This window comes from Kribbella sp. NPDC049174, assembly GCF_043197365.1.
Classification (GTDB): Bacteria; Actinomycetota; Actinomycetes; order Propionibacteriales; family Kribbellaceae; genus Kribbella.
Genome location: NZ_JBICSZ010000001.1, coordinates 1,120,968 through 1,139,051 on the forward strand (window position 1 = coordinate 1,120,968; position 18,084 = coordinate 1,139,051).

General features: G+C 69.5%; 18 protein-coding genes. 15 read left to right on the forward strand and 3 right to left on the reverse strand.

Features of this window, described 5'->3' with window-relative positions:
* Positions 1-79 precede the first annotated feature (79 nt).
* From ACGFIF_RS05125 to ACGFIF_RS05165, 9 genes are all read left to right on the forward strand, one after another.
* On the forward strand, positions 80-2,164 hold the full coding sequence (locus tag ACGFIF_RS05125; RefSeq protein ID WP_393151604.1) for a putative cobaltochelatase: 2,085 nt from the start codon (positions 80-82) through the stop codon (positions 2,162-2,164).
* Positions 2,164-2,778, forward strand: a complete 615-nt coding sequence (gene cobO / locus ACGFIF_RS05130) for a cob(I)yrinic acid a,c-diamide adenosyltransferase (protein ID WP_393151606.1) — start codon at positions 2,164-2,166, stop codon at positions 2,776-2,778. The genes ACGFIF_RS05125 and cobO overlap by 1 nt, the downstream gene beginning before the upstream one ends.
* Entirely contained in the window at positions 2,772-4,127 is a 1,356-nt protein-coding gene (locus tag ACGFIF_RS05135) for a cobyrinate a,c-diamide synthase (RefSeq protein ID WP_393151608.1), read from the forward strand. The genes cobO and ACGFIF_RS05135 overlap by 7 nt, the downstream gene beginning before the upstream one ends.
* Positions 4,124-5,491, forward strand: a complete 1,368-nt coding sequence (gene bluB / locus ACGFIF_RS05140; protein WP_393151610.1) for a 5,6-dimethylbenzimidazole synthase — start codon at positions 4,124-4,126, stop codon at positions 5,489-5,491. Before ACGFIF_RS05135 ends, bluB begins: the two co-directional genes overlap by 4 nt.
* Before the next feature lie 13 nt (positions 5,492-5,504).
* A complete protein-coding gene (locus ACGFIF_RS05145; RefSeq protein WP_393151612.1) occupies positions 5,505-6,131 on the forward strand; it encodes a hypothetical protein in 627 nt (208 codons plus the stop codon).
* A gap of 126 nt (positions 6,132-6,257) precedes the next feature.
* Positions 6,258-7,355: an outer membrane lipoprotein carrier protein LolA gene (locus ACGFIF_RS05150; protein ID WP_393151614.1), complete on the forward strand. Its 1,098-nt coding sequence runs from the start codon at positions 6,258-6,260 to the stop codon at positions 7,353-7,355.
* A 26-nt stretch (positions 7,356-7,381) separates the two neighbouring features.
* Complete coding sequence (locus ACGFIF_RS05155; RefSeq protein ID WP_242002013.1) at positions 7,382-8,302, forward strand: ABC transporter ATP-binding protein; 921 nt, start codon at positions 7,382-7,384, stop codon at positions 8,300-8,302.
* Positions 8,289-9,155, forward strand: a complete 867-nt coding sequence (locus ACGFIF_RS05160; RefSeq protein ID WP_393151616.1) for an ABC transporter permease — start codon at positions 8,289-8,291, stop codon at positions 9,153-9,155. The genes ACGFIF_RS05155 and ACGFIF_RS05160 overlap by 14 nt, the downstream gene beginning before the upstream one ends.
* 12 nt (positions 9,156-9,167) lie before the next feature.
* On the forward strand, positions 9,168-10,013 hold the full coding sequence (locus tag ACGFIF_RS05165; protein ID WP_393151618.1) for a putative RNA methyltransferase: 846 nt from the start codon (positions 9,168-9,170) through the stop codon (positions 10,011-10,013).
* 40 nt (positions 10,014-10,053) lie between these two features.
* Here the strand turns inward: ACGFIF_RS05165 and ACGFIF_RS05170 are convergent, their stop codons facing one another.
* Positions 10,054-10,707: an FMN-dependent NADH-azoreductase gene (locus ACGFIF_RS05170; protein ID WP_393151620.1), complete on the reverse strand. Its 654-nt coding sequence runs from the start codon at positions 10,705-10,707 to the stop codon at positions 10,054-10,056.
* A 123-nt stretch (positions 10,708-10,830) separates the two neighbouring features.
* Between ACGFIF_RS05170 and ACGFIF_RS05175 the strand changes: the two genes are divergently transcribed.
* Positions 10,831-11,403: a MarR family winged helix-turn-helix transcriptional regulator gene (locus tag ACGFIF_RS05175; RefSeq protein ID WP_393151622.1), complete on the forward strand. Its 573-nt coding sequence runs from the start codon at positions 10,831-10,833 to the stop codon at positions 11,401-11,403.
* 7 nt (positions 11,404-11,410) lie between these two features.
* On the opposite strand, the gene ACGFIF_RS05180 is transcribed toward ACGFIF_RS05175, so the two are convergent.
* Positions 11,411-12,067 carry a response regulator gene (locus ACGFIF_RS05180; protein ID WP_393151624.1) on the reverse strand — a complete coding sequence of 219 codons (657 nt, stop codon included), beginning with the start codon at positions 12,065-12,067 and terminating at the stop codon, positions 11,411-11,413.
* A gap of 1 nt (position 12,068) precedes the next feature.
* On the reverse strand, positions 12,069-13,415 hold the full coding sequence (locus ACGFIF_RS05185; protein ID WP_393151626.1) for a sensor histidine kinase: 1,347 nt from the start codon (positions 13,413-13,415) through the stop codon (positions 12,069-12,071).
* A 405-nt stretch (positions 13,416-13,820) separates the two neighbouring features.
* On the opposite strand from ACGFIF_RS05185, the gene ACGFIF_RS05190 reads away from it, so the two are divergent.
* From ACGFIF_RS05190 to ACGFIF_RS05210, 5 genes are all read left to right on the forward strand, one after another.
* On the forward strand, positions 13,821-14,837 hold the full coding sequence (locus ACGFIF_RS05190) for an ABC transporter substrate-binding protein (RefSeq protein ID WP_393151628.1): 1,017 nt from the start codon (positions 13,821-13,823) through the stop codon (positions 14,835-14,837).
* Positions 14,838-15,013: 176 nt separating this feature from the next.
* Positions 15,014-15,808, forward strand: a complete 795-nt coding sequence (locus ACGFIF_RS05195; RefSeq protein WP_393151630.1) for an ABC transporter ATP-binding protein — start codon at positions 15,014-15,016, stop codon at positions 15,806-15,808.
* The gene (locus ACGFIF_RS05200) at positions 15,805-16,584 is read left to right on the forward strand and encodes an ABC transporter permease (RefSeq protein WP_393151632.1); all 780 of its coding nucleotides are present in this window, start codon (positions 15,805-15,807) and stop codon (positions 16,582-16,584) included. The genes ACGFIF_RS05195 and ACGFIF_RS05200 overlap by 4 nt, the downstream gene beginning before the upstream one ends.
* Positions 16,581-17,669 carry an Ldh family oxidoreductase gene (locus tag ACGFIF_RS05205; protein WP_393151634.1) on the forward strand — a complete coding sequence of 363 codons (1,089 nt, stop codon included), beginning with the start codon at positions 16,581-16,583 and terminating at the stop codon, positions 17,667-17,669. Before ACGFIF_RS05200 ends, ACGFIF_RS05205 begins: the two co-directional genes overlap by 4 nt.
* Entirely contained in the window at positions 17,669-18,064 is a 396-nt protein-coding gene (locus tag ACGFIF_RS05210) for a RidA family protein (protein WP_393151636.1), read from the forward strand. The genes ACGFIF_RS05205 and ACGFIF_RS05210 overlap by 1 nt, the downstream gene beginning before the upstream one ends.
* Positions 18,065-18,084: the final 20 nt, after the last annotated feature.

Below are 18,084 nucleotides of genomic sequence, written 5' to 3' on the forward strand. Positions count from 1 at the left end.
GTCCGCCGGCCTGCGATCACCGCGGTACGGCGTACCAGCCGTAGCGGGCGCGGACACCCGCTCGACGAAGGGACCCGCGATGCGGCCTGCGCCGACCACCTCAGGCAACCTCACTCCGCGGGAGCGTTCCGCCGCCGGCTTTCCGTTCACAGCGGTTGTCGGGATGCAGGATCTGCAGCTGGCACTGATCCTGGCCGCCATCTCACCCGCGATCGGCGGCGTGCTGATCCGCGGCGAGAAGGGCACCGCCAAGTCCACCGCCGTCCGGGCGCTGACCGAGATCCTCCCGCCGGTGGAGGTCGTGCCGGGGTGCCGCTTCTCCTGCGACCCCGATCACCCGGACCCCACATGCCCGGACGGCCCGCATCAGACCGCGGCCGAGGCGCTCACCCGCCCGGCCCGCTTGGTCGAGCTTCCCGTCGGCGCCACCGAGGACCGCGTACTCGGCTCGCTCCACCTCGAACGCGCGTTGGCCGAGGGCATCACGGCGTACGAACCCGGTCTGCTCGCGGCCTCGCATCGCGGGCTCCTCTACGTCGATGAGGTCAACCTGCTGCACGACCACCTGGTCGACGTACTGCTCGACGCCGCCGCGATGGGCCGCGCGACCGTGGAGCGCGACGGCGTGTCCGTCACCCACCCGGCCCGCTTCGTCCTGGTCGGCACGATGAACCCGGAGGAGGGCGAGCTGCGCCCGCAGCTCCTCGACCGTTTCGGTCTGACCGTCGATGTCGTCGCCAGCCGCGACCCGGCCGTCCGCGTCGAGGTCATGCGCGCCCGCCTCGCCTACGAGGCCGACCCGGCCGGGTTCACCGCGAAGTACGACGGCGCGCAGCGCGAACTCGCTGAGCGCATCGTCAAGGCCCGAGACCTGCTGTCCGAGGTGATCCTGACCGACTCCGCCCTGCGCCAGATCGCCGAGATCTGCGCGTCCTTCGACGTCGACGGGATGCGCGCCGACCTCGTCACCGCACGTACGGCGGTCGCCCACGCGGCCTGGTCCGGCCGGACGGTCGTCGAGGTGGACGACGTCCGCGCGGCCGCCAAACTCGCACTGCCGCACCGCAAGCGCCGCAACCCCTTCGATGCCCCGGGCTTGGACGACGACCAACTCGAAGAGGCGATCAACAACAGCACCCCACCCTCGGACCCAGACGACGACCCGGACGGTCCCGGGGGCGGTGGTGGCGCCGATCCGTCCGATCCGGACAGCGGTAACTCGTCCGACGCGGCAGACCGGGCTGACTCTGACCCGGCTGAGCCCGACGCCACCGACCCGACCGAGGCCGAGGCCGAGGCCGAGGCCGACGGTCCCAGACCAGGCCTTGCGCCGGCTGGTGAGGTCGTCGGGAGCTCCGAGCCTTACAAAGCTCGGCTGTTGAGCGTTCAGTCCGCCGGCGCTGGAGTTGCTGGGCGACGGTCTCGGGCGATCACCGACGTAGGACGCGTGGTCGGGGATCGTCAGCGGATCGGCCGGGAGTCTGGTCGGCCGCACCTTTTGGCAACCATTCGCTCGGCTGCACCTCATCAGCATGCGAGGGGGAGGACTGGGCCGGGTCTTGCGGTTCGGCCAGCGGATGTAAGACTCGCCGTACGCGAAGGCCGCGAGGGCAACCTCGTTCTCTTCTGCGTCGACGCGTCCGGCTCGATGGGCACCAAGAAGCGCATGGGTGAGGTGAAGACAGCGATCGTCTCGCTCCTTCTCGACGCGTACCAGCGCCGCGACACCGTCGGCCTCGTCACCTTCGCCGGCGCCGCCGCAACGGTCGCACTCCCGCCCACCGGCAGCGTCGAAACCGCCGTACGACGTCTCGAGTCGCTCCCCACCGGCGGCCGCACCCCACTCGCCGAAGGTCTGCTCCAAACGGCCGAAGTACTACGCATCGCCGCCATCCGGGACCCGCGTCGCCGACCCCTGCTCGTGCTCGTCACCGACGGCCGCGCGACGCACGGCGAGAAGGCCTTCCCGCGCGCCCGCCAGGCAGCCGGATGGCTTGCCCAGCAAGGGATCGCCACGGTCGTCGTCGACTGCGAACCGCATCGGGGCGTCCGGCTCGGACTGGCGGCGGAGCTCGCCGCGGATCTGGGCGCCGAGTACCTCGATCTCGGCGACGTTGCCGCAGGCAATCTCGTCCGCACGGTCACCGAGCGGAGGGTCGCCTGATGCCGAAGGGGCAGCCGAGCGTGGTGCCGCAGGACGGCCTGACCACCCGGCAACGGCGGAACCGGCCGTTGCTGATGGTGCACACCGGCGAGATGAAGGGAAAGTCGACGGCCGCCTTCGGGATGGCGCTGCGCGGCTGGAACCAGGGCTGGAACATCGGCGTGTTCCAGTTCGTCAAGAGTGCGAAGTGGAAGGTCGGCGAGGAGGGCGCCTTCAAGGCCCTGGGGCAGTTGCATGAGGCAACGGGTCAGGGCGGCCCGGTCGAGTGGCACAAGATGGGCGAGGGTTGGAGCTGGTCGCGGAAGGCCGGCACCGAGGAGGACCACGCCGCCGACGCGCTCGAGGGCTGGCGCGAGATCCAGCGCCGGATCAAGGCCGAGACGCACGATCTCTACGTGCTCGACGAGTTCACCTACCCGATGAAGTGGGGCTGGGTCGATGTCGACGAGGTGGTCGACACGCTGGTCAACCGGCCGGGGCATCAGTACGTCGTCATCACCGGCCGCAACGCCGATCAGCGGCTGATCGACGCCGCCGACCTGGTCACCGAGATGACCAAGGTCAAGCACCCGATGGACGCCGGCCAGAAGGGCCAGAGAGGCATCGAGTGGTGATCCCACGGCTGGTGGTCGCAGCGCCCGCCTCGGGCGCCGGGAAGACAACGGTCGCCGTCGGCCTGATGGCGGCGCTCCGGCAGGCCGGGCACACGGTCGCGGGCTTCAAGGTAGGCCCCGACTACATCGATCCCGGCTTCCACGCGGTTGCGACCGGGCGGCCGGGGCGAAACCTCGACCCCATGCTGCAAGGCGAGGAGCGGGTCGCGCCACTGTTCGCGCACGGTGCCGAGGGTGCGGACCTGGCCGTCGTCGAAGGTGTGATGGGTCTGTACGACGGTGCACTCGGGACCGAGGGGTACGCATCCACGGCGCACGTCTCGAAGTTGCTCAAGGCACCCGTCGTTCTGGTCGTCGACGCCTCCGCGGCCGGTCGCAGTGTCGGTGCGGTCGTCAACGGTTTCGTTGCCTTCGACACCGAGGTGCGGATCGTCGGGGTGATCCTGAACAAGGTCGGTTCGGACCGGCACGAGGCCGAGGTCCGGGCCGGTGTCGCGCCGACCGGCGTACCGGTTCTCGGCGTACTCCGGCGGGATACCCGTCTGACCGTGCCCAGCCGTCACCTCGGTCTCGTGCCCGCCGACGAACAGCGTGAACAGGCTGTCGCGGCCGTAGAGGCGGCGGCCGATCTGGTCCGGAAGGGCGTTGATCTCGAGGCCTTCGTCGCGGCTGCCCGCGCCGCGGTGGAGCTCCACACCGAGGTGTGGGATCCGGCGACGGAAGTAGAGCCTGCAGCGGAAGGGCGACCGGTCGTGGCTGTTGCCGGCGGCCCGGTGTTCTCGTTCCGCTACACCGAGACGACCGAGCTCCTCGTTGCTGCCGGCGCCGATGTCGTCACCTTCGACCCACTGTCCGATCCATTGCCTGAAGCAACAGCAGCCCTGTACTTGGGCGGCGGCTTCCCCGAGCTGCACGCCGAGGCTCTGTCCGCCAACGTCGAGCTTCGCCGACAGGTGGTGACCGAGGTCGCGGCCGGCCTCCCGGTCATCGCGGAATGCGCCGGCCTGCTGTACCTCTGCCGCGAGCTCGACGGCCACCCGATGACCGGCGTCCTCCCCGCGACCGGCCGGATGACCGGCAGCCTGACCCTCGGCTACCGGGCGGCGATCGCCGCGACCACGACCGCGTTCTTCGACGAAGGCCGTCGCGTCCGCGGCCACGAGTTCCACCGGACCGCGATCGACCTCGACACCGAGGTGGATCCGGCCTGGTACCTGCCGGGCGGCGTCGAAGGAATCGCCCAGCCTCGGGTGCACGCGTCGTACCTGCATCTGCATTGGACGGCGACCCCCGATGTACCAGCGCGTCTGGTAGCGGCTGCCCGTGTTCACGCGGGGCTGGAGAAGTGAGCCTGGTCGTCGGCGTCGGCCTGCGGTCCGGTACGTCGTACCGCGAACTCCGCGACCTGGTCGACGCCGCACTGGCTGCAGCGGGCGGGGGAGTCGTGCGCACGGTAGTCACCGTCGACGGCCGCGAGAGGGAGCCGGGGCTGCAGCGGTTGGCGGCCTACCTCAACGCGGACCTCCACACCGCGCCGACTGCTCACCTGTCACGTCAGCCGGTGCCGACGCCGAGTGACCGCGTCGAGCACCTCAAGGGCACGCCAAGCGTTGCCGAGGCAGCCGTACTCCTGACCGGCGCCGAACTGGTCGTCACCAAGCGCCGCTCGATCAACGCGACCACAGCGGTCGGACGACTCCCAGCCGCACCTGGCTATCCACCGAGTGAGCGGGACGTGGTGCACCGGGTGCTGGCCGAGCGCCGGGACGTACGGCGGGGGTTCGTGAACCAGCCGATCGCGGACGACGTACTCACCCGGGTGCTGGAGTCCGCACATCGGGCGCCGAGTGTGGGTCTCAGCCAACCGTGGGACTTCCTGCTGATCCGCGACATCGCCACGCGCCGGAAGGTGCACGACCTCGCCACCGCCCAGCGTGATGCCTTCGCAGCGTCGCTTCCGCCCGATCGGCGACAGGCGTTCGACGTGCTGAAGATCGAGGCCATCCTCGACACCCCACTGAACATCGCGGTCACCTGCGACCCCGGCCGCGGCGGCCGGCACGTTCTGGGAAGGCATGCGGATCCGCGGACGACCTGGTTCTCGGCAGCCATCGCGATCCAGAACCTCTGGCTCGCGGCACGCGCCGAAGGCATCGGCGTCGGCTGGGTCTCCTTCTTCGAGCCCGGTGAGGTTGCGGCCGTGCTGGACCTTCCAGCCCACGTGGAGCTGGTCGGCTACCTCTGTGTCGGGCATGTGGAGGAGTTCGCGGCTGCACCCGAGTTGGTGCGCACTGGCTGGGCTGCACGTCGTCCACTCGCCTGGGCCATCCACCACGAGCAGTGGGGCCAGCGGGGCTCCACCTCCATCGAGGAGGACGCGGCAAACGCCAGTGAGAACGCAGTACAGGCTGTCGGCCGGCAGCGGGTGCGAGTGATCGTGGGTGGCGCTCCAGCGGAGTACCTGGGGCAGGCGGACGCGCTCGTCGTACAGCTGGGGCCTGACAAGCCGGTGGCTGACTTCGGAGTGCTCTGGCGGCCCGCGCGTACGCCGGTCGAAGCGGTAGAGCTAGGTGTCGAGGTTGCACGCGATCTGGCGCTGCAGGGGGTAGGGCAGCTCGTCGTAGAGGTCGTAGAGCAGTCAGAGCTCGCTGACGGTTTGGAACGCGGACTCCGGGCCGGTGCAAGTGCTTGTGGAGTGGCCTGGTCGGGGTGACACACTCCTTCGTATGACCGTTCCACCACAGGGCCCTAGCCAGGATCAAGCAGCCATGTACGTGCCCGCGTTCTCGATGAAGCAGCGGATCACGATGATGGCGAACAAGTACGAGCTGATCGCCACCAACCCCGACGGCTCGGACGGGGCGCTGCTGGCGTTCGCGCAGCAGAAGCGGATGGCCTTCAAGGAACAGGTCACCTTCTACAGCGACGCGTCCAAGTCACAGGCGGTGTTCTCGTTCAAGGCGCGCAAGACGCTCGACCTCGGCTCCGGGTACGACGTGTTCGACGCGACCGGGCAGCCGATCGGCTGGTTCAAGAAGGAGTTCGGCAAGAGCCTGCTGCGGTCCAGCTGGCTGCTGTCCAGCGGTCACCTGCACGCCAGCGGCACGGAGCGTAACCCGACGATCGCGATCGTCCGCCGGCTCTGGGACTTCGTGCCGTTCATCGGCGAGATCCCGCTGCCGTTCATCTTCCACTTCGACTTCACCGACCACGAGACGTCCCAGCCGGTCCTGTCGGTCGAGCGCAAGATGTCCGTCCGCGACCGCTACCGGATCACCGTCCAGGACACCCGCCTGGACTTCCGCGTGGCCGCCGCCATGACCGTTGCTCTGGACGCGCTCCAGAGCCGGTGACATCCACCGAGCGCAGTACGTCATACGCCCGGCGTACTGCGCTCGTCGTATGCCCTCCTCACTCTTTTGGGTGAAGTGACCCTGAGACCACTTGGTTCCGCCCGGTCACGGTGCGAGTCTTGACCCATGGGGACAGCGCAGCGCAGTCGACGGTGGTTGGTACCGCTCACGGCAGTCGCAGTGGTCGCGGGGGTGGGCACGCTCGGACCGGTAGTTGCGGACGCGTCACCCAATCTCCCCGACATCACCGCGCAGGAGCTGCTGACCAACGTCCAGACGGCGAAGGTCGACGGCCTCAGCGGCACCGTCCGTTCCGCGGCGGACCTCGGTCTGCCCGCGCTGCCCGGAGTCGAGGGCGGTAGCCAGATCCCCGACCTGCTGACCGGTGAGCACACCGCCCGGGTCGCCTTCGCGAGCCCGAACAAGGCCCGCGTCTCGGTCCTGGACAACATGGCCGAGCGGGTCTGGACGACCGACGGCAAGACCGCCTGGGCCTACGACTCCTCCGAGCGCGAGGCCGTCAAGCTGACGCTGCCGGCCCGGACCCAGCGGCCGAGCAAGCCCGAGGCCAAGCCGGAGTCCTACGACCCGCAGGCGATGGCGAAGAAGTTCCTGGACGCGATCGACCCGACCACCAAGGTCGAGGTGAGTGGGACCGAGAAGGTCGCCGGCCGGGACGCCTACAAGCTGCGCTTGGTGCCGAAGACCGACAAGTCCACGGTCGGCTCAGTCACCCTGGCGATCGACTCGAAGAACTGGGTGCCGCTCGAGGTGACGGTGATGCCGCGGACCGGGTCGGACCCGGCCGTGCAACTCGGCTTCTCCTCGGTGTCGTTCGACGTACCGGCGGCGAGTACGTTCACCTTCACCCCGCCGAAGGGTGTGAAGGTGAAGGAGGAGAAGGTTCCCGCCACCCGGCAGGTCCCGACCCCGGTCAAGCCGCCGAAGGCCATCGAGAAGCCCACCAAGCCGGCCGGCGACAAGCCGACGGTGATCGGTGAAGGCTGGGAGACGGTGGTCGCCTTCCGCGACGTCGAGCAGACCCGCAGCGGTCCGCTCGGACAGCTGCTCGCGAACGCCCGGACCGTCGAGGGTTCCTGGGGCAAGGGCAAGATCCTGACCAGCAAGATGGTCAACGCCCTGATCACCGATGACGGCCGGGTTCTGGTCGGCATGGTCAGCCCGGACACTCTGGTCGCCGCCGCACCGAAGGCGCCGCGCTAACCGTGGCAAATGCCACCTCGCCGCCTGTGGTGACACGGGGGCTGACCAAGCGGTTCAGAGGCGGGCAGGTCGCGGTGGACGCGGTCGACCTCGAGGTGCCGGCCGGGAGCGTGTTCGGCTTCCTCGGGCCGAACGGGTCCGGGAAGACGACGACGATCCGGATGATGCTCGGGCTGATCTCGCCGACGGCGGGATCGGTCGAGCTGCTCGGGGAGTCGATGCCGAAGGCTCAGCTGCGGGTGTTGCCGCGGGTCGGAGCGCTGGTCGAAGGGCCGGCGTTCTACCCGTTCTGGACCGGGCAGGCGAATCTGCTCCGGTTCGACGCGGCGGACCGGACGGCCGACCCCCGGACGCGGAAGGCACGGGCCGGGCAGGCGCTCGAGCGCGTCGGGCTGTCCAACGCGGCGAACAAGAAGGTGCGCGCCTACTCGCTCGGCATGCGGCAACGGCTGGCGATCGCGGTCGCCCTGATGCAGCGTCGTGAACTGCTGGTCCTGGACGAGCCGACCAACGGCCTCGATCCGCAAGGCACCCGCGAGGTCCGGCACCTGATCCAGGAGCTCGCGAGCGACGGCACCACGATCTTCACCTCGACCCACCTGCTGGCCGAGGTCGAGCAGGTCTGCACCCACGCCGCCGTGATGAGCCGCGGCCGCCTGGTCCGCCAGTCCACGGTCGCCGAACTGCGCTCCGAGCTCCGTCCCCGGTTGGTCGTCCGTACGCCGGACGTCGGGCAGGCCGCCGAGACGCTGAAGAGCCTCGGCGTGACCGACCTGAAGACCACGGCCGAGACCGTCGAAGGCGACGCCGGCGAGCTCCCGATCGACAAGTTCGCCGCCGCCCTGGTCGCCGCCGACGTCCGCATCCACGGCTTCGGCCTGGAACGCCCCAGCCTCGAAGACGCCTTCGTGGCCCTCACCGGAGAAGGCTTCGATGTCGCCGAGTGACGTGACAGTGGCGGAGACCACGGAGCTCCGGCCGAGTGCCGGGCGGCACACGCTGGCCCTCTTCATGTCCGAGCTGCACCTGGTGTTCGGCCGGGCCCGGACCTGGGTGCTGCTCGCCGTCCTCGCCGCGGTGCCGGTGATGATCGGTGTCGCGATCAAGCTGTCCGGGTCCGAGGGGGACGCCGAGGGGTTCCTCGGCCAGATCGCCGGGAACGGGCTGTTCCTGATCGTCGCGAGCCTCGCGATCTCGCTGCCGTTCTTCCTGCCGACCGCCGTGACGGTGGTGTCGGGGGAGTCGCTCGCCGGTGAGTCGAGCCTCGGCACGTTCCGCAACCTGCTGACCGCTCCGGCCGGCCGGTCCCGGCTGCTTGCCGCGAAGATGGTCTCGCTCGCGGTGTTCTGTCTGGCCGCGACGATGGTCATCTGGCTGTCCGGGCTGATCGCCGGCGTGGTGCTGTTCCCGGTCGGCGACGTCCTCCTGCTCTCCGGGACGACGGTCTCGCTGGCCGACGGCCTGGTTCGCGCACTCGGCATCGCCGTACTGATCTCGCTGTCGATGCTCGGGCTGGCCGGTATCGGGTTGTTCGTGTCGTCGTTCACCTCGACTCCGCTGGCGGCGATGGCGGCCACGTTCGGCGCGTTCATCGTGTCCGGGATCCTCGGAGCGATCCCGCAGATCGACGTGATCCACCCGTGGCTGCTGATGTACGGCTGGCCGTCGTTCGCCGATCTGCTGCGCGACCCGCCGTACTGGGACGCGATCGGCCGCAACCTGCTCCTCCAAGGGGCCTATCTCGCGGTCTTCTACGCCGCCGCCTGGGCCCGCATCACCAGCCGGGACATCAACGGCTGAGACAATGGGCCGGTGGATGCCGACCTGGTCGCCGTACTGCGCTGTCCCGTCTGCGGTGACGCGCTCGCGCTGAACGACCGTACGGCGAGGTGTCCGCGCGGCCACTCGTACGACCTGGCCAAGCAGGGCTACCTCAATCTGTTGCCGTCGGCATCGACCGGGATCGACGGCGACTCGGCCGCGATGATCGGTGCCCGCACCGTCTTCCTCGGCGGCCGCCACTACGCGCCGATCCGGGACGCCCTGATCCTGACCGCGGCGTCCGACGGCCTGCAGGTCGACGGCGAGGAGCTGGTCGTGGAGGTCGGCGCGGGTACGGCGTACTACCTGGCCGGACTCGTCGGCGCGACGGCCGGCCGGCGGGGGATCGCACTGGACGTCTCCCGGTACGCCGCCCGGCGGGCAGCCAAGGTGGACCCGCGGATCGGGTCGGTGGTGTGCGACGCGTGGCAGGAGCTGCCGTTGCTCGACGATTCGGCGCAGCTGATGCTGAACGTGTTCGCCCCGCGCAACGCGGCCGAGATGGCGCGCGTACTCGTGCCCGGCGGCACGCTGCTCGTGGTGACGCCCAATCAGGATCACTTGGCCGAGCTAATCGGCGTACTCGGGCTGGTGAAGGTCGACAAAGAGAAGGAACGACGGCTGCAGGAGTCGCTGTCCGGGAAGTTCGATCAGATCGGCAGCGAGGTGGTCGAATCGGCGATGCGGCTCGACCGGACCGCGGTCGAGCAGTTGGTCCTGATGACGCCGAGTGCGCGGCATCTGAACTACCGCGAGCTCGCGGCGAAGATCGCCGTACTGCCGGAGCCTGCGATCGTCACCTTGTCGGTGACGCTGTCCACCTGGCGGGTCGGCTGAGTGATGCCGGCTCGAGCTCGGCACCACCACCCGGTCGAGGTCAGGCGGCGTTGGCGGTGAGTTCGCGGGCCACCACGGTGCCGTGCTGCTCGGCGGTGACGTGGGCCTCGGACTCGGAGACCTTGGAGGCGTCGATGAGCTCCTCCATCCCGGGGGTGACCGGGGCGAGGGTGAGCTCGGCGACGGCGGTGCGGATGTTCATACCGAAGACGTCACCGAAAATGCGCTCCAGGTACGGCGTGGCGTGGTCCCAGCCGTGCTTCGGGGTGCCGGGGCTGTAGCCGCCGCCGCGGGCGAGGGTGAAGATCGCCGGCCGGCCCGCGACCGGGCTGGGCCCGTAGACCAGCTCGGGATCGATCATCAGCAGGTCGATCCAGGCCTTCACGTGCTGGGTGATGCCGTAGTTGTACAGCGGTGCGGCGAGCAGGATCGCGTCGGCGGTCTTGACCTCGGCGGCGAGTTCCTGGGCCAGTGCGGCGGCCTCGGCGTGGTCCGCACCGGGCTCGGCGCCGAGCTTGGCGGCCACCAGGGCCGGCCAGGCGGTCGCCGGGAGCGGGTGCAGACCGACGTCACGCCGGACCACGACGCCGTCCGGGTGTTCCGCCTTCCAGGCGGCCTCGGCACTGTCCGCCAGGGCGCGGCTGACCGATCCGTCCAGCCGGATGCTGGCGTCGACGCGTAGCAGGGTCGTCATCTGAATTGTCTCCATCATCATGAGGGGGCGCTCGAAACGAGCTGTTCTGAAGATAGTCTGTAGATCAGAACATATTCAAGTCAGATCGTATTCCGGGTGGCGTACACCACGTACGATGGGGACATGACCAGTACTTCGCCCGACGTCAAGGGCCGGATCGCCCGCGAGGTGGCACGTCGCGGCGCCGGCGGGACGGAACCGCGGGTTGCCAGTGGTGCCCCGGTCGAGTCCGACCTGGGCTGGGCGCTGGGTGTCGTGTTCCGCCGGTATGCGAAGGCGGCTGCCGCGGCGCTGGACGAAGTACCAGGCGGCCCGCGGGGTTATCAGGTGCTGGCGACGACCGTCGCCGAAGGACCGCGGCGGCAGCTCGACCTGGCCGCCCAGCTCGGGGTGGACCGGACCGTGATGACGTACCTGCTGGACGACCTGGAGAAGGCCGACCTCGTGCAGCGCCAGGCGGACCCGGCCGACCGGCGGGCCCGGTTGATCGTGCCGACGGACCAGGGCAAGGAAGTGCTCTGCGAGATGGAGCGACGCCTGTCCACGGCCGAGGACGAGATCCTCGGCAGCCTGGACCAGGCCGAGCGCGCCAGCTTCCGCCTGCTCCTGCAGCGGGTGGCGATGAAGGCCCAGGCGATCGACCCGATCCACAACGCCTGTGACCTGGCCGAGGACGCGGTCGACCGGGCCCAGTGACGCACGCCTAGTGCAGCGGCACGAAGCCTGACTCGTAGGCGCGGATCACGGCCTGGGTGCGGTCCCGGGCGTTCAGCTTCGCGAGCACGTTCGCGACGTGGGTCTTGACCGTCTGCAGGCCGAGGATCAGCTCCGCCGCGATCTCCGCGTTCGACAGTCCCTTGGCCATCAGGCGCAGTACCTCTTGCTCCCGATCCGTCAGCTGATACTCGTCGAGCCCGGCCGGACGCGACGGCTGCACTCCCACGTGCGCTAGCGCCAGCGCCCGGATCGCCTCGGGGAAGAGCAGCGACTCGCTGCTGGCGACGGTCCGGATCGCCGCGATGATGTCGTCCGGCGGTGTCCGCTTCAGCAGGAACCCGGACGCGCCCGCGCGCAGCGCGTCGTACACGTAGTCGTCGTTCTCGAACGTCGTCACCACCAGCACGCGCGGCGCCGGGTCGAGGCTGTCCAGCAGCAGCCGGGTCGCCTGGATGCCGTCGACCGCGGGCATCCGGACGTCCATCAGGACGACGTCGGCCCCGGTACGGCGGACGACCGGCAGCACCTCCGCGCCGTCACCGGCCTCACCGACGACCGTGAGGTCGGGCTCGGCGTTGATGATGGCGCGCAGCCCGCTGCGGATCAGCGGCTCGTCGTCGACCACGACCACCGACAGGTTCATCTCATCCCTTCGTCGTCACAGCGACCGGCAGTGTCACCGCGAGCCGCCAGACGTTCCCGTCCAGGCCGGCGTCCACGGTGCCACGCAGTACGGCGACTCTTTCACGGATACCGGCCAAGCCGCGCCCACCACCGGAATGGTCGGAGCTGCCGTTGACCGGATTGGTCAGCTCGAGCCGCAGCCCGGATGCATCCAGCCGGATCGACAGGTCGACCGAGAGCTCCTCGGCCGAACGACCCGCGTGCCGGATGGCGTTGGTCAGGCCCTCCTGGATGATCCGGTACGCCTCCCGCGACACCGCCGCCGGAAGCTGGCTCAGGTCACCGTCGCGCCGGACCTCGACCGTGATCCCACCGGCTCTGGTGGCATCGACCAGCCGGGTGAGCTCGTCCAGGGTCGCCTGCGGCGCGGTCTGCGAACCGGGCCGGCGGTCGTCCCGCAGCAGGCCGAGGACGTGGTCGAGGTCGGCCAGCGCGTTGCGGGCCGAGGTCTCCATCGCCGCCAGCGCGGTCTCGGCGAACTCCGGATCGGTCGCCAGCACCCGGCGCGCCGCGGCCGCCTGGATGGTGACCAGGCTCAGCGCGTGCCCGACGCTGTCGTGCAGCTCCCGGGCCAGACGGTTGCGCTCGGCAAGCATCGCGGTACGGCGCTCGAGCAGCTCGATGCGCTCCGCCGGTGTCGGACCGAGCACGCGCGGGGCGAGGTAGGCGAGGAGCGCGCCGACGGCGGCGGACAGGAAGAACAGCGAGACGATCCCGGCCAGCGCGACGGCGGGCATCCACAGATCGGCCCAGCCGCCGCGGATCTGGTACGAGTAGTCCGGGAGCAGCTCGTGCCGGCCGGGGGAGCGGAAAGGTGCCGCGAGCAACACCGCGCCGACGCCGAACACGATCGTGCTGAGGGTGCCGACGATGCCGCCGGTGATCAGGTGCAGGCAGAACCAGGTCGCCGTCCGCCGGCGCTGCGCCCAGGTCCGGGCCGGGCCGAGCGGTCGTTCCTCGAACCGGACGCCGAGCAGCGACTCGACCGCGATGCCCTCGACCTCGCGGACCGCGGGCAGGGTGCCGAGTGCGATCGGTGGTCCGGCGACCAGGATCGCGATCAGGATGCCGCTGGCGACGGCCGGCAGGTCGAGATCCTGCGCGAGGGCGCCGAGCGCGCTGTCGACCAGGATGAACGCCAGCACCAGCGCCGCGCCGAGCAGCAGGTAGACCCAGCGCAGGTACGTCGACGCCCGGCCCAGGCAGGTGACACCGCGCAGCAGGTACGACGCCGTCCGCGCGAACCGGCCCGCCGGGCGCGTCGTGCCGCGCCCGGAAGACGCCGACCCACGCACCAGCCCGTCCATCACCCCCACATCGTGCCAAACCCCGGTCCACGCCACCTCCCTCCGCGGAGGGAACGGCCGTGTCGCCCGGGGGAGTTGTGCGTTCCGACGGTTAACCCTTGACTGTGCGGCCAACACGTGGGGTGGATCACTCACCACGCTGGGTTTACACAAATTTGACGTGGGAAGGACCGGGTCGGAGCCGATGGGCGTCGCGATCTGCTGTCCGGCCGGGTACGGTCTGTGGTCGGGGCGGGATGCCCGTCCGGTGCGGACAGGTATTGGGGAACGGCTCCAGGACGGGTGGCAAGCGGGCTCTGCGGGGACCGGTGCGGTGGACGTAAAGTCACCGTGAAGTCCCCGGAGGCCGATTGACCACCTTTCCATATTTGATGTTTGATCAAATATCGGAGGAGAGAGGTCGATATGAGGTTGAGGCGTTCCGTTGTCGCTCTGACAGCGGTCCTGGGGCTCGCCCTGGTCAGTGCATGCAATGACGGCAACGAAGGCCAGGGTCAGGACTCGGGCCTTCAGAAGGTCAGCTATCTGACCTCGTTCAACGCCTTCGGTCGTGAGGCTTATGCGTACGTCGCCCTGGACAAGGGCTACTTCAAGGACGCCGGTTTCGACGTCACCATCAACAAGGGCTCCGGCACGGTCGACGTGATGAAACTGGTCGCCGGCGGCCAGGCCGACTACGGCATCGGCGACTTCACCGGCACGGTGATCACCCTGGGCAAGCAGAAGCTGCCGATCACCACGGTCGGGATGATCCACCAGCGCTCGATGGCCGCGATCGTCTCGCTCGAGGGCGGCAAGATCAGCAAGCCGCAGGATCTGGTCGGCAAGCGGATCGGCGACCAGCCGGGCTCGACCAACCAGGTGATGTTCCCGGTCTACGCCAAGGCGATCGGCATCGACCCCGAGTCGGTCACGTTCGTACCGTCGCCGCCGCCGGCGCTGCCGCAGCTGCTCGCCTCCAACAAGGTGGACGGCATCGGCCAGTTCGTGGTCGGCGTTCCGCTGGTGGAGAAGGCGGCGAAGAAGAAGGTGCTCACCCTCCCGTACGGCGACAAGCTGCAGGACCTCTACGGCAACGCGATCATCACCCGGTCGGACCTGGCCAAGGACCATCCAGACCAGGTGAAGAAGTTCACCACGGCGCTGCTCAAGGGCCTGCAGGACACGTACGACGACCCGGCCGCGGCGGCCGCGATCCTGAAGAAGTACGTGCCGGAGACCGACCTCGCGGTGGCCACCGAGGAGCTGAACCTGATGAAGCCGTACATCAAGCCGCCGCAGTTCAAGGCCGAGCTGGGCGCGGTCGACCAGGACCGCGTGCAGAAGATCATCAAGTTGCTGGACGACGCGAAGGCGATCCAGCCGGCCGGTTCGGTCAAGACGGCCGACGTCGTCACGGTCGACCTCGCGCCGAAGGGCTAGGCCATGTCTGACGGTCCCCCGCCTACTGCGCTGCACTCGGCACGGCAGCTCGCCGCACTGGAGCAAAGGCCACGATGGAACCACATCGAGGCCTTCACTCCAGCACGCCGAGCTACCGCACCGAGCACCTGCTCGCTACGGCGCGGGACCATCAGACACGACCTGAGACAGCTCAGATGATCCGGCTGGACGGTGTGGGGCAGGTCTTCGACGGACGCGAGGGCCGGGTCACTGCCCTCGCGGAGATCGACCTGCACGTCCGGCCGAACGAGTTCGTCACGCTGATCGGCCGGTCCGGGTGTGGCAAGTCCACCCTGCTCCGGCTGATCGCGGGACTGCTGTCGCCGACGTCCGGCACGGTCACGGTGGCCGGGGAACCGGTCACCGGGCCGCGCCGGGACGTGTCGTTCATGTTCCAGCGGCCGGCCCTGCTGCCGTGGCGGTCGGTGCTGTCGAACGTGATGCTGCCGATCGAGATCGACGGTGGTGAGGGCGACCGGGGCCGGCGGACGTACCGGGACCGGGCCCACGCACTGCTCGAGCTGGTCGGGCTGACCGGTTTCGAGCGGCGGCTGCCGCACGAGCTGTCCGGCGGGATGCAGCAGCGGGTGTCGTTGTGCCGCTCGCTGATCCGCGACCCGCAGGTGATGCTGATGGACGAGCCGTTCTCCGCGTTAGACGCACTCACCCGGACCGAGCTGTCCGAGGAGCTGCAGCGGATCAAGATGGAGTTGTCCACCACGATCGTGTTCGTCACCCACTCGATCGAGGAGGCCGTCGTACTGGCCGACCGGGTCGTCGTGCTGACGCCGCGGCCGGGCCGGGTGCGTGAGGTCGTCGACATCGACATCCCGCGGCCGCGCAGCCTCGGCCAGAACGCGCACCTGACCGAGGTCGCGCAGATCAGCGGCCTGCTGCACGGCCTGCTGGCCGAGAAGGAATCCCGGCCGGTCGACGAGGTGCGGCCGTGAAGCAACGCTCCTGGCTGACGACGTCGCCGACCGCGGCGGTGCTGCTGCCGATCCTCGGCCTGGCCGGTGCGATCGCGCTGTGGTGGCTGGCCACGGTCGTCTTCTCGATCGAGTCGTACCTGCTGCCGACGCCGTACGACGTGATGGCGAAGTTCCTCGACGATCCGGCGTACCTGCTGGAGCACACCTGGGTGTCGTTCCTGGAGACGGTCGAGGGCTTCCTGCTCGCGATCCTGCTCGGGGTGCCGATCGCGCTGCTGATCGTCCGCTCGGTGATCCTGGAGCGGCTGGTCTACCCGTTGCTGCTGATGGTGAACGCGATCCCGAAGATCGCGATCGCGCCGCTGCTGGTGGTCTGGATGGGCTTCGGGCAGTTGCCGAAGGTCGTGATGGTGCTGCTGGTCTGCTTCTTCCCGATCGTGATCTCGACCGCGCAGGGGATGAAGTCGACGCCGGTCGAGCTGGTCGAGCTGCTGCGGTCGCTGAACGCGAGCCGGGCGCAGGAGTTCTTCAAGCTGCGGCTGCGCTACGCGATGCCGCAGATCTTCACCGGGCTGAAGGTGGCGATCTCGCTGGCCGTGATCGGTTCGGTGATCGCCGAGTTCGTCGGCGCCACCCAGGGCCTGGGGTACGTGATCCAGCAGTCCGGCGCGAGTGCCGACACCGCGCTGGCGTTCGCCGCGATCACGCTCCTCAGCATCATGAGCATCATCTTGTTCTACGGACTGGTCCTGCTCGAGCACCTGTTCCTCCCCTGGGCACAGGAGTCCAGGTGACCGCCCAAGCTTCTGACGCTGACCGGCGGGTGCTGGTCCGTCCTGCCTGGCTGGAGGCCACTGTCTCGGCCGTCTTCAGCGCCCTCGGCTTCGATCCGTCCGACTCCGCCAAGATCGCCGCGGCCCTGGTCGAGGCGGACTTACGCGGAGTGAGTTCGCACGGCGTCATGCTCGTCCCGATGTACGTCGAGCGCCTGAACGCCGGCGGTGTCTCCCGGGAGCGCGAGCTCGACATCCTGTACGACGCCGGCGCCGCGCTGGTCGTGGACGCCCGCGGCGGGATGGGCCAGCTGTCCAGTCCGCAGGCGATGGGACACGCGATCGACCGGGCCGGCCGGTTCGGGATCGGACTCGTGTCGGTCCGCAACGCGCACCACTTCGGCGCGGCCAGCCGGTGGGCCATGCAGGCCGCCGAGGCGGGCTGTGTCGGCGTCGCGATGTCCAACACCACACCGCTGATGCCGGCCCCCGGCGGCGCCGAGCGGATCGTCGGCAACAACCCGCTGGCGATCGCGGTGCCGACCTCGGCCGGGGTGGAGATCGTGCTCGACATGGCCCTGTCGGCGGTTGCTCTGGGCAAGATCCGGCTGGCGGCGTCGGCCGGCCGGCCGATCCCGGACACCTGGGCGACCGACCCGTCCGGGACACCGACCACCGACGCCGAGGAAGCGGTCCTCGGGATGCTGCTGCCGGCCGCCGGGCACAAGGGCTTCGGGCTGGCGCTGATGATCGACGTCCTGACCGGCGTACTGAGCGGCGGCGGCTGGGGCGACCAGGTGCGGCCGCTGTACCGGGAGCCGGACCGGCCGAACGACTGCGCGCATCTGTTCCTGGCGATCGACCCGGAACTGCTCGGCGGGGTCGAGAGCTTCCGGCGCCGCTCGTCCGGACTGGCCGCGCGGGTTCGCGGCAGCGCGACGGCGCCCGGGGTGAACCGGCTGTACCTGCCGGGTGAGATCGAGGCGGAACGGGCCGCACACCAGCGTCGTCACGGCGTACTGATCGAAAGGTCGGGGCTGGACGGTCTGCTGGCAGCCGCACGGGCGGTCGGTGCCGTCGTTCCGGCGGGAGGGGTGCTCGACTGATGCCGAAGACACAGGTTTCGACGACCGAGTTGCACACGCCGAACGGGGTCTTCTCACAGGCCACCGTGATCGAGGCGACCGGGCGGCTGGTGTTCGTCTCCGGGATGACCGCGCGCCGTCCGGACGGCACCATCGCCGGCGTCGGCGACATCCGGGAGCAGACCCGGCAGGTGTGCGAGAACGTGCAGGCCGCGGTCCGCGCGGCCGGCGGCACGCTCGCCGATGTCTGCCGGGTGGATGTGTACGTGCGCAACATGGAGGACTTCGCCAAGATCCACGAGATCCGGGCGCAGTACTTCGCCGAACCGCTGCCGGCCTCGACCATGGTCGAGGTCAGCAAGCTCGCACATCCTGACTATCTGATCGAGATCAACGCCATTGCGGTGATCTCTTGACCGGGGGTGATCGTATGCGT

Bases quoted from the DNA above. Each gene is read 5' to 3' on its own strand.
- ACGFIF_RS05145 (WP_393151612.1), top strand. From the start codon at position 5,505: ATGACCGTTCCACCACAGGGCCCTAGCCAGGATCAAGCAGCCATGTAC.
- ACGFIF_RS05180 (WP_393151624.1), bottom strand. From the start codon at position 12,067: ATGAACCTGTCGGTGGTCGTGGTCGACGACGAGCCGCTGATCCGCAGC.
- ACGFIF_RS05170 (WP_393151620.1), bottom strand. From the start codon at position 10,707: ATGACGACCCTGCTACGCGTCGACGCCAGCATCCGGCTGGACGGATCG.
- ACGFIF_RS05175 (WP_393151622.1), top strand. From the start codon at position 10,831: ATGACCAGTACTTCGCCCGACGTCAAGGGCCGGATCGCCCGCGAGGTG.
- ACGFIF_RS05190 (WP_393151628.1), top strand. From the start codon at position 13,821: ATGAGGTTGAGGCGTTCCGTTGTCGCTCTGACAGCGGTCCTGGGGCTC.
- ACGFIF_RS05210 (WP_393151636.1), top strand. From the start codon at position 17,669: ATGCCGAAGACACAGGTTTCGACGACCGAGTTGCACACGCCGAACGGG.
- cobO (WP_393151606.1), top strand. From the start codon at position 2,164: ATGCCGAAGGGGCAGCCGAGCGTGGTGCCGCAGGACGGCCTGACCACC.
- ACGFIF_RS05150 (WP_393151614.1), top strand. From the start codon at position 6,258: ATGGGGACAGCGCAGCGCAGTCGACGGTGGTTGGTACCGCTCACGGCA.
- ACGFIF_RS05185 (WP_393151626.1), bottom strand. From the start codon at position 13,415: ATGGACGGGCTGGTGCGTGGGTCGGCGTCTTCCGGGCGCGGCACGACG.
- ACGFIF_RS05195 (WP_393151630.1), top strand. From the start codon at position 15,014: ATGATCCGGCTGGACGGTGTGGGGCAGGTCTTCGACGGACGCGAGGGC.
- ACGFIF_RS05125 (WP_393151604.1), top strand. From the start codon at position 80: ATGCGGCCTGCGCCGACCACCTCAGGCAACCTCACTCCGCGGGAGCGT.
- ACGFIF_RS05160 (WP_393151616.1), top strand. From the start codon at position 8,289: ATGTCGCCGAGTGACGTGACAGTGGCGGAGACCACGGAGCTCCGGCCG.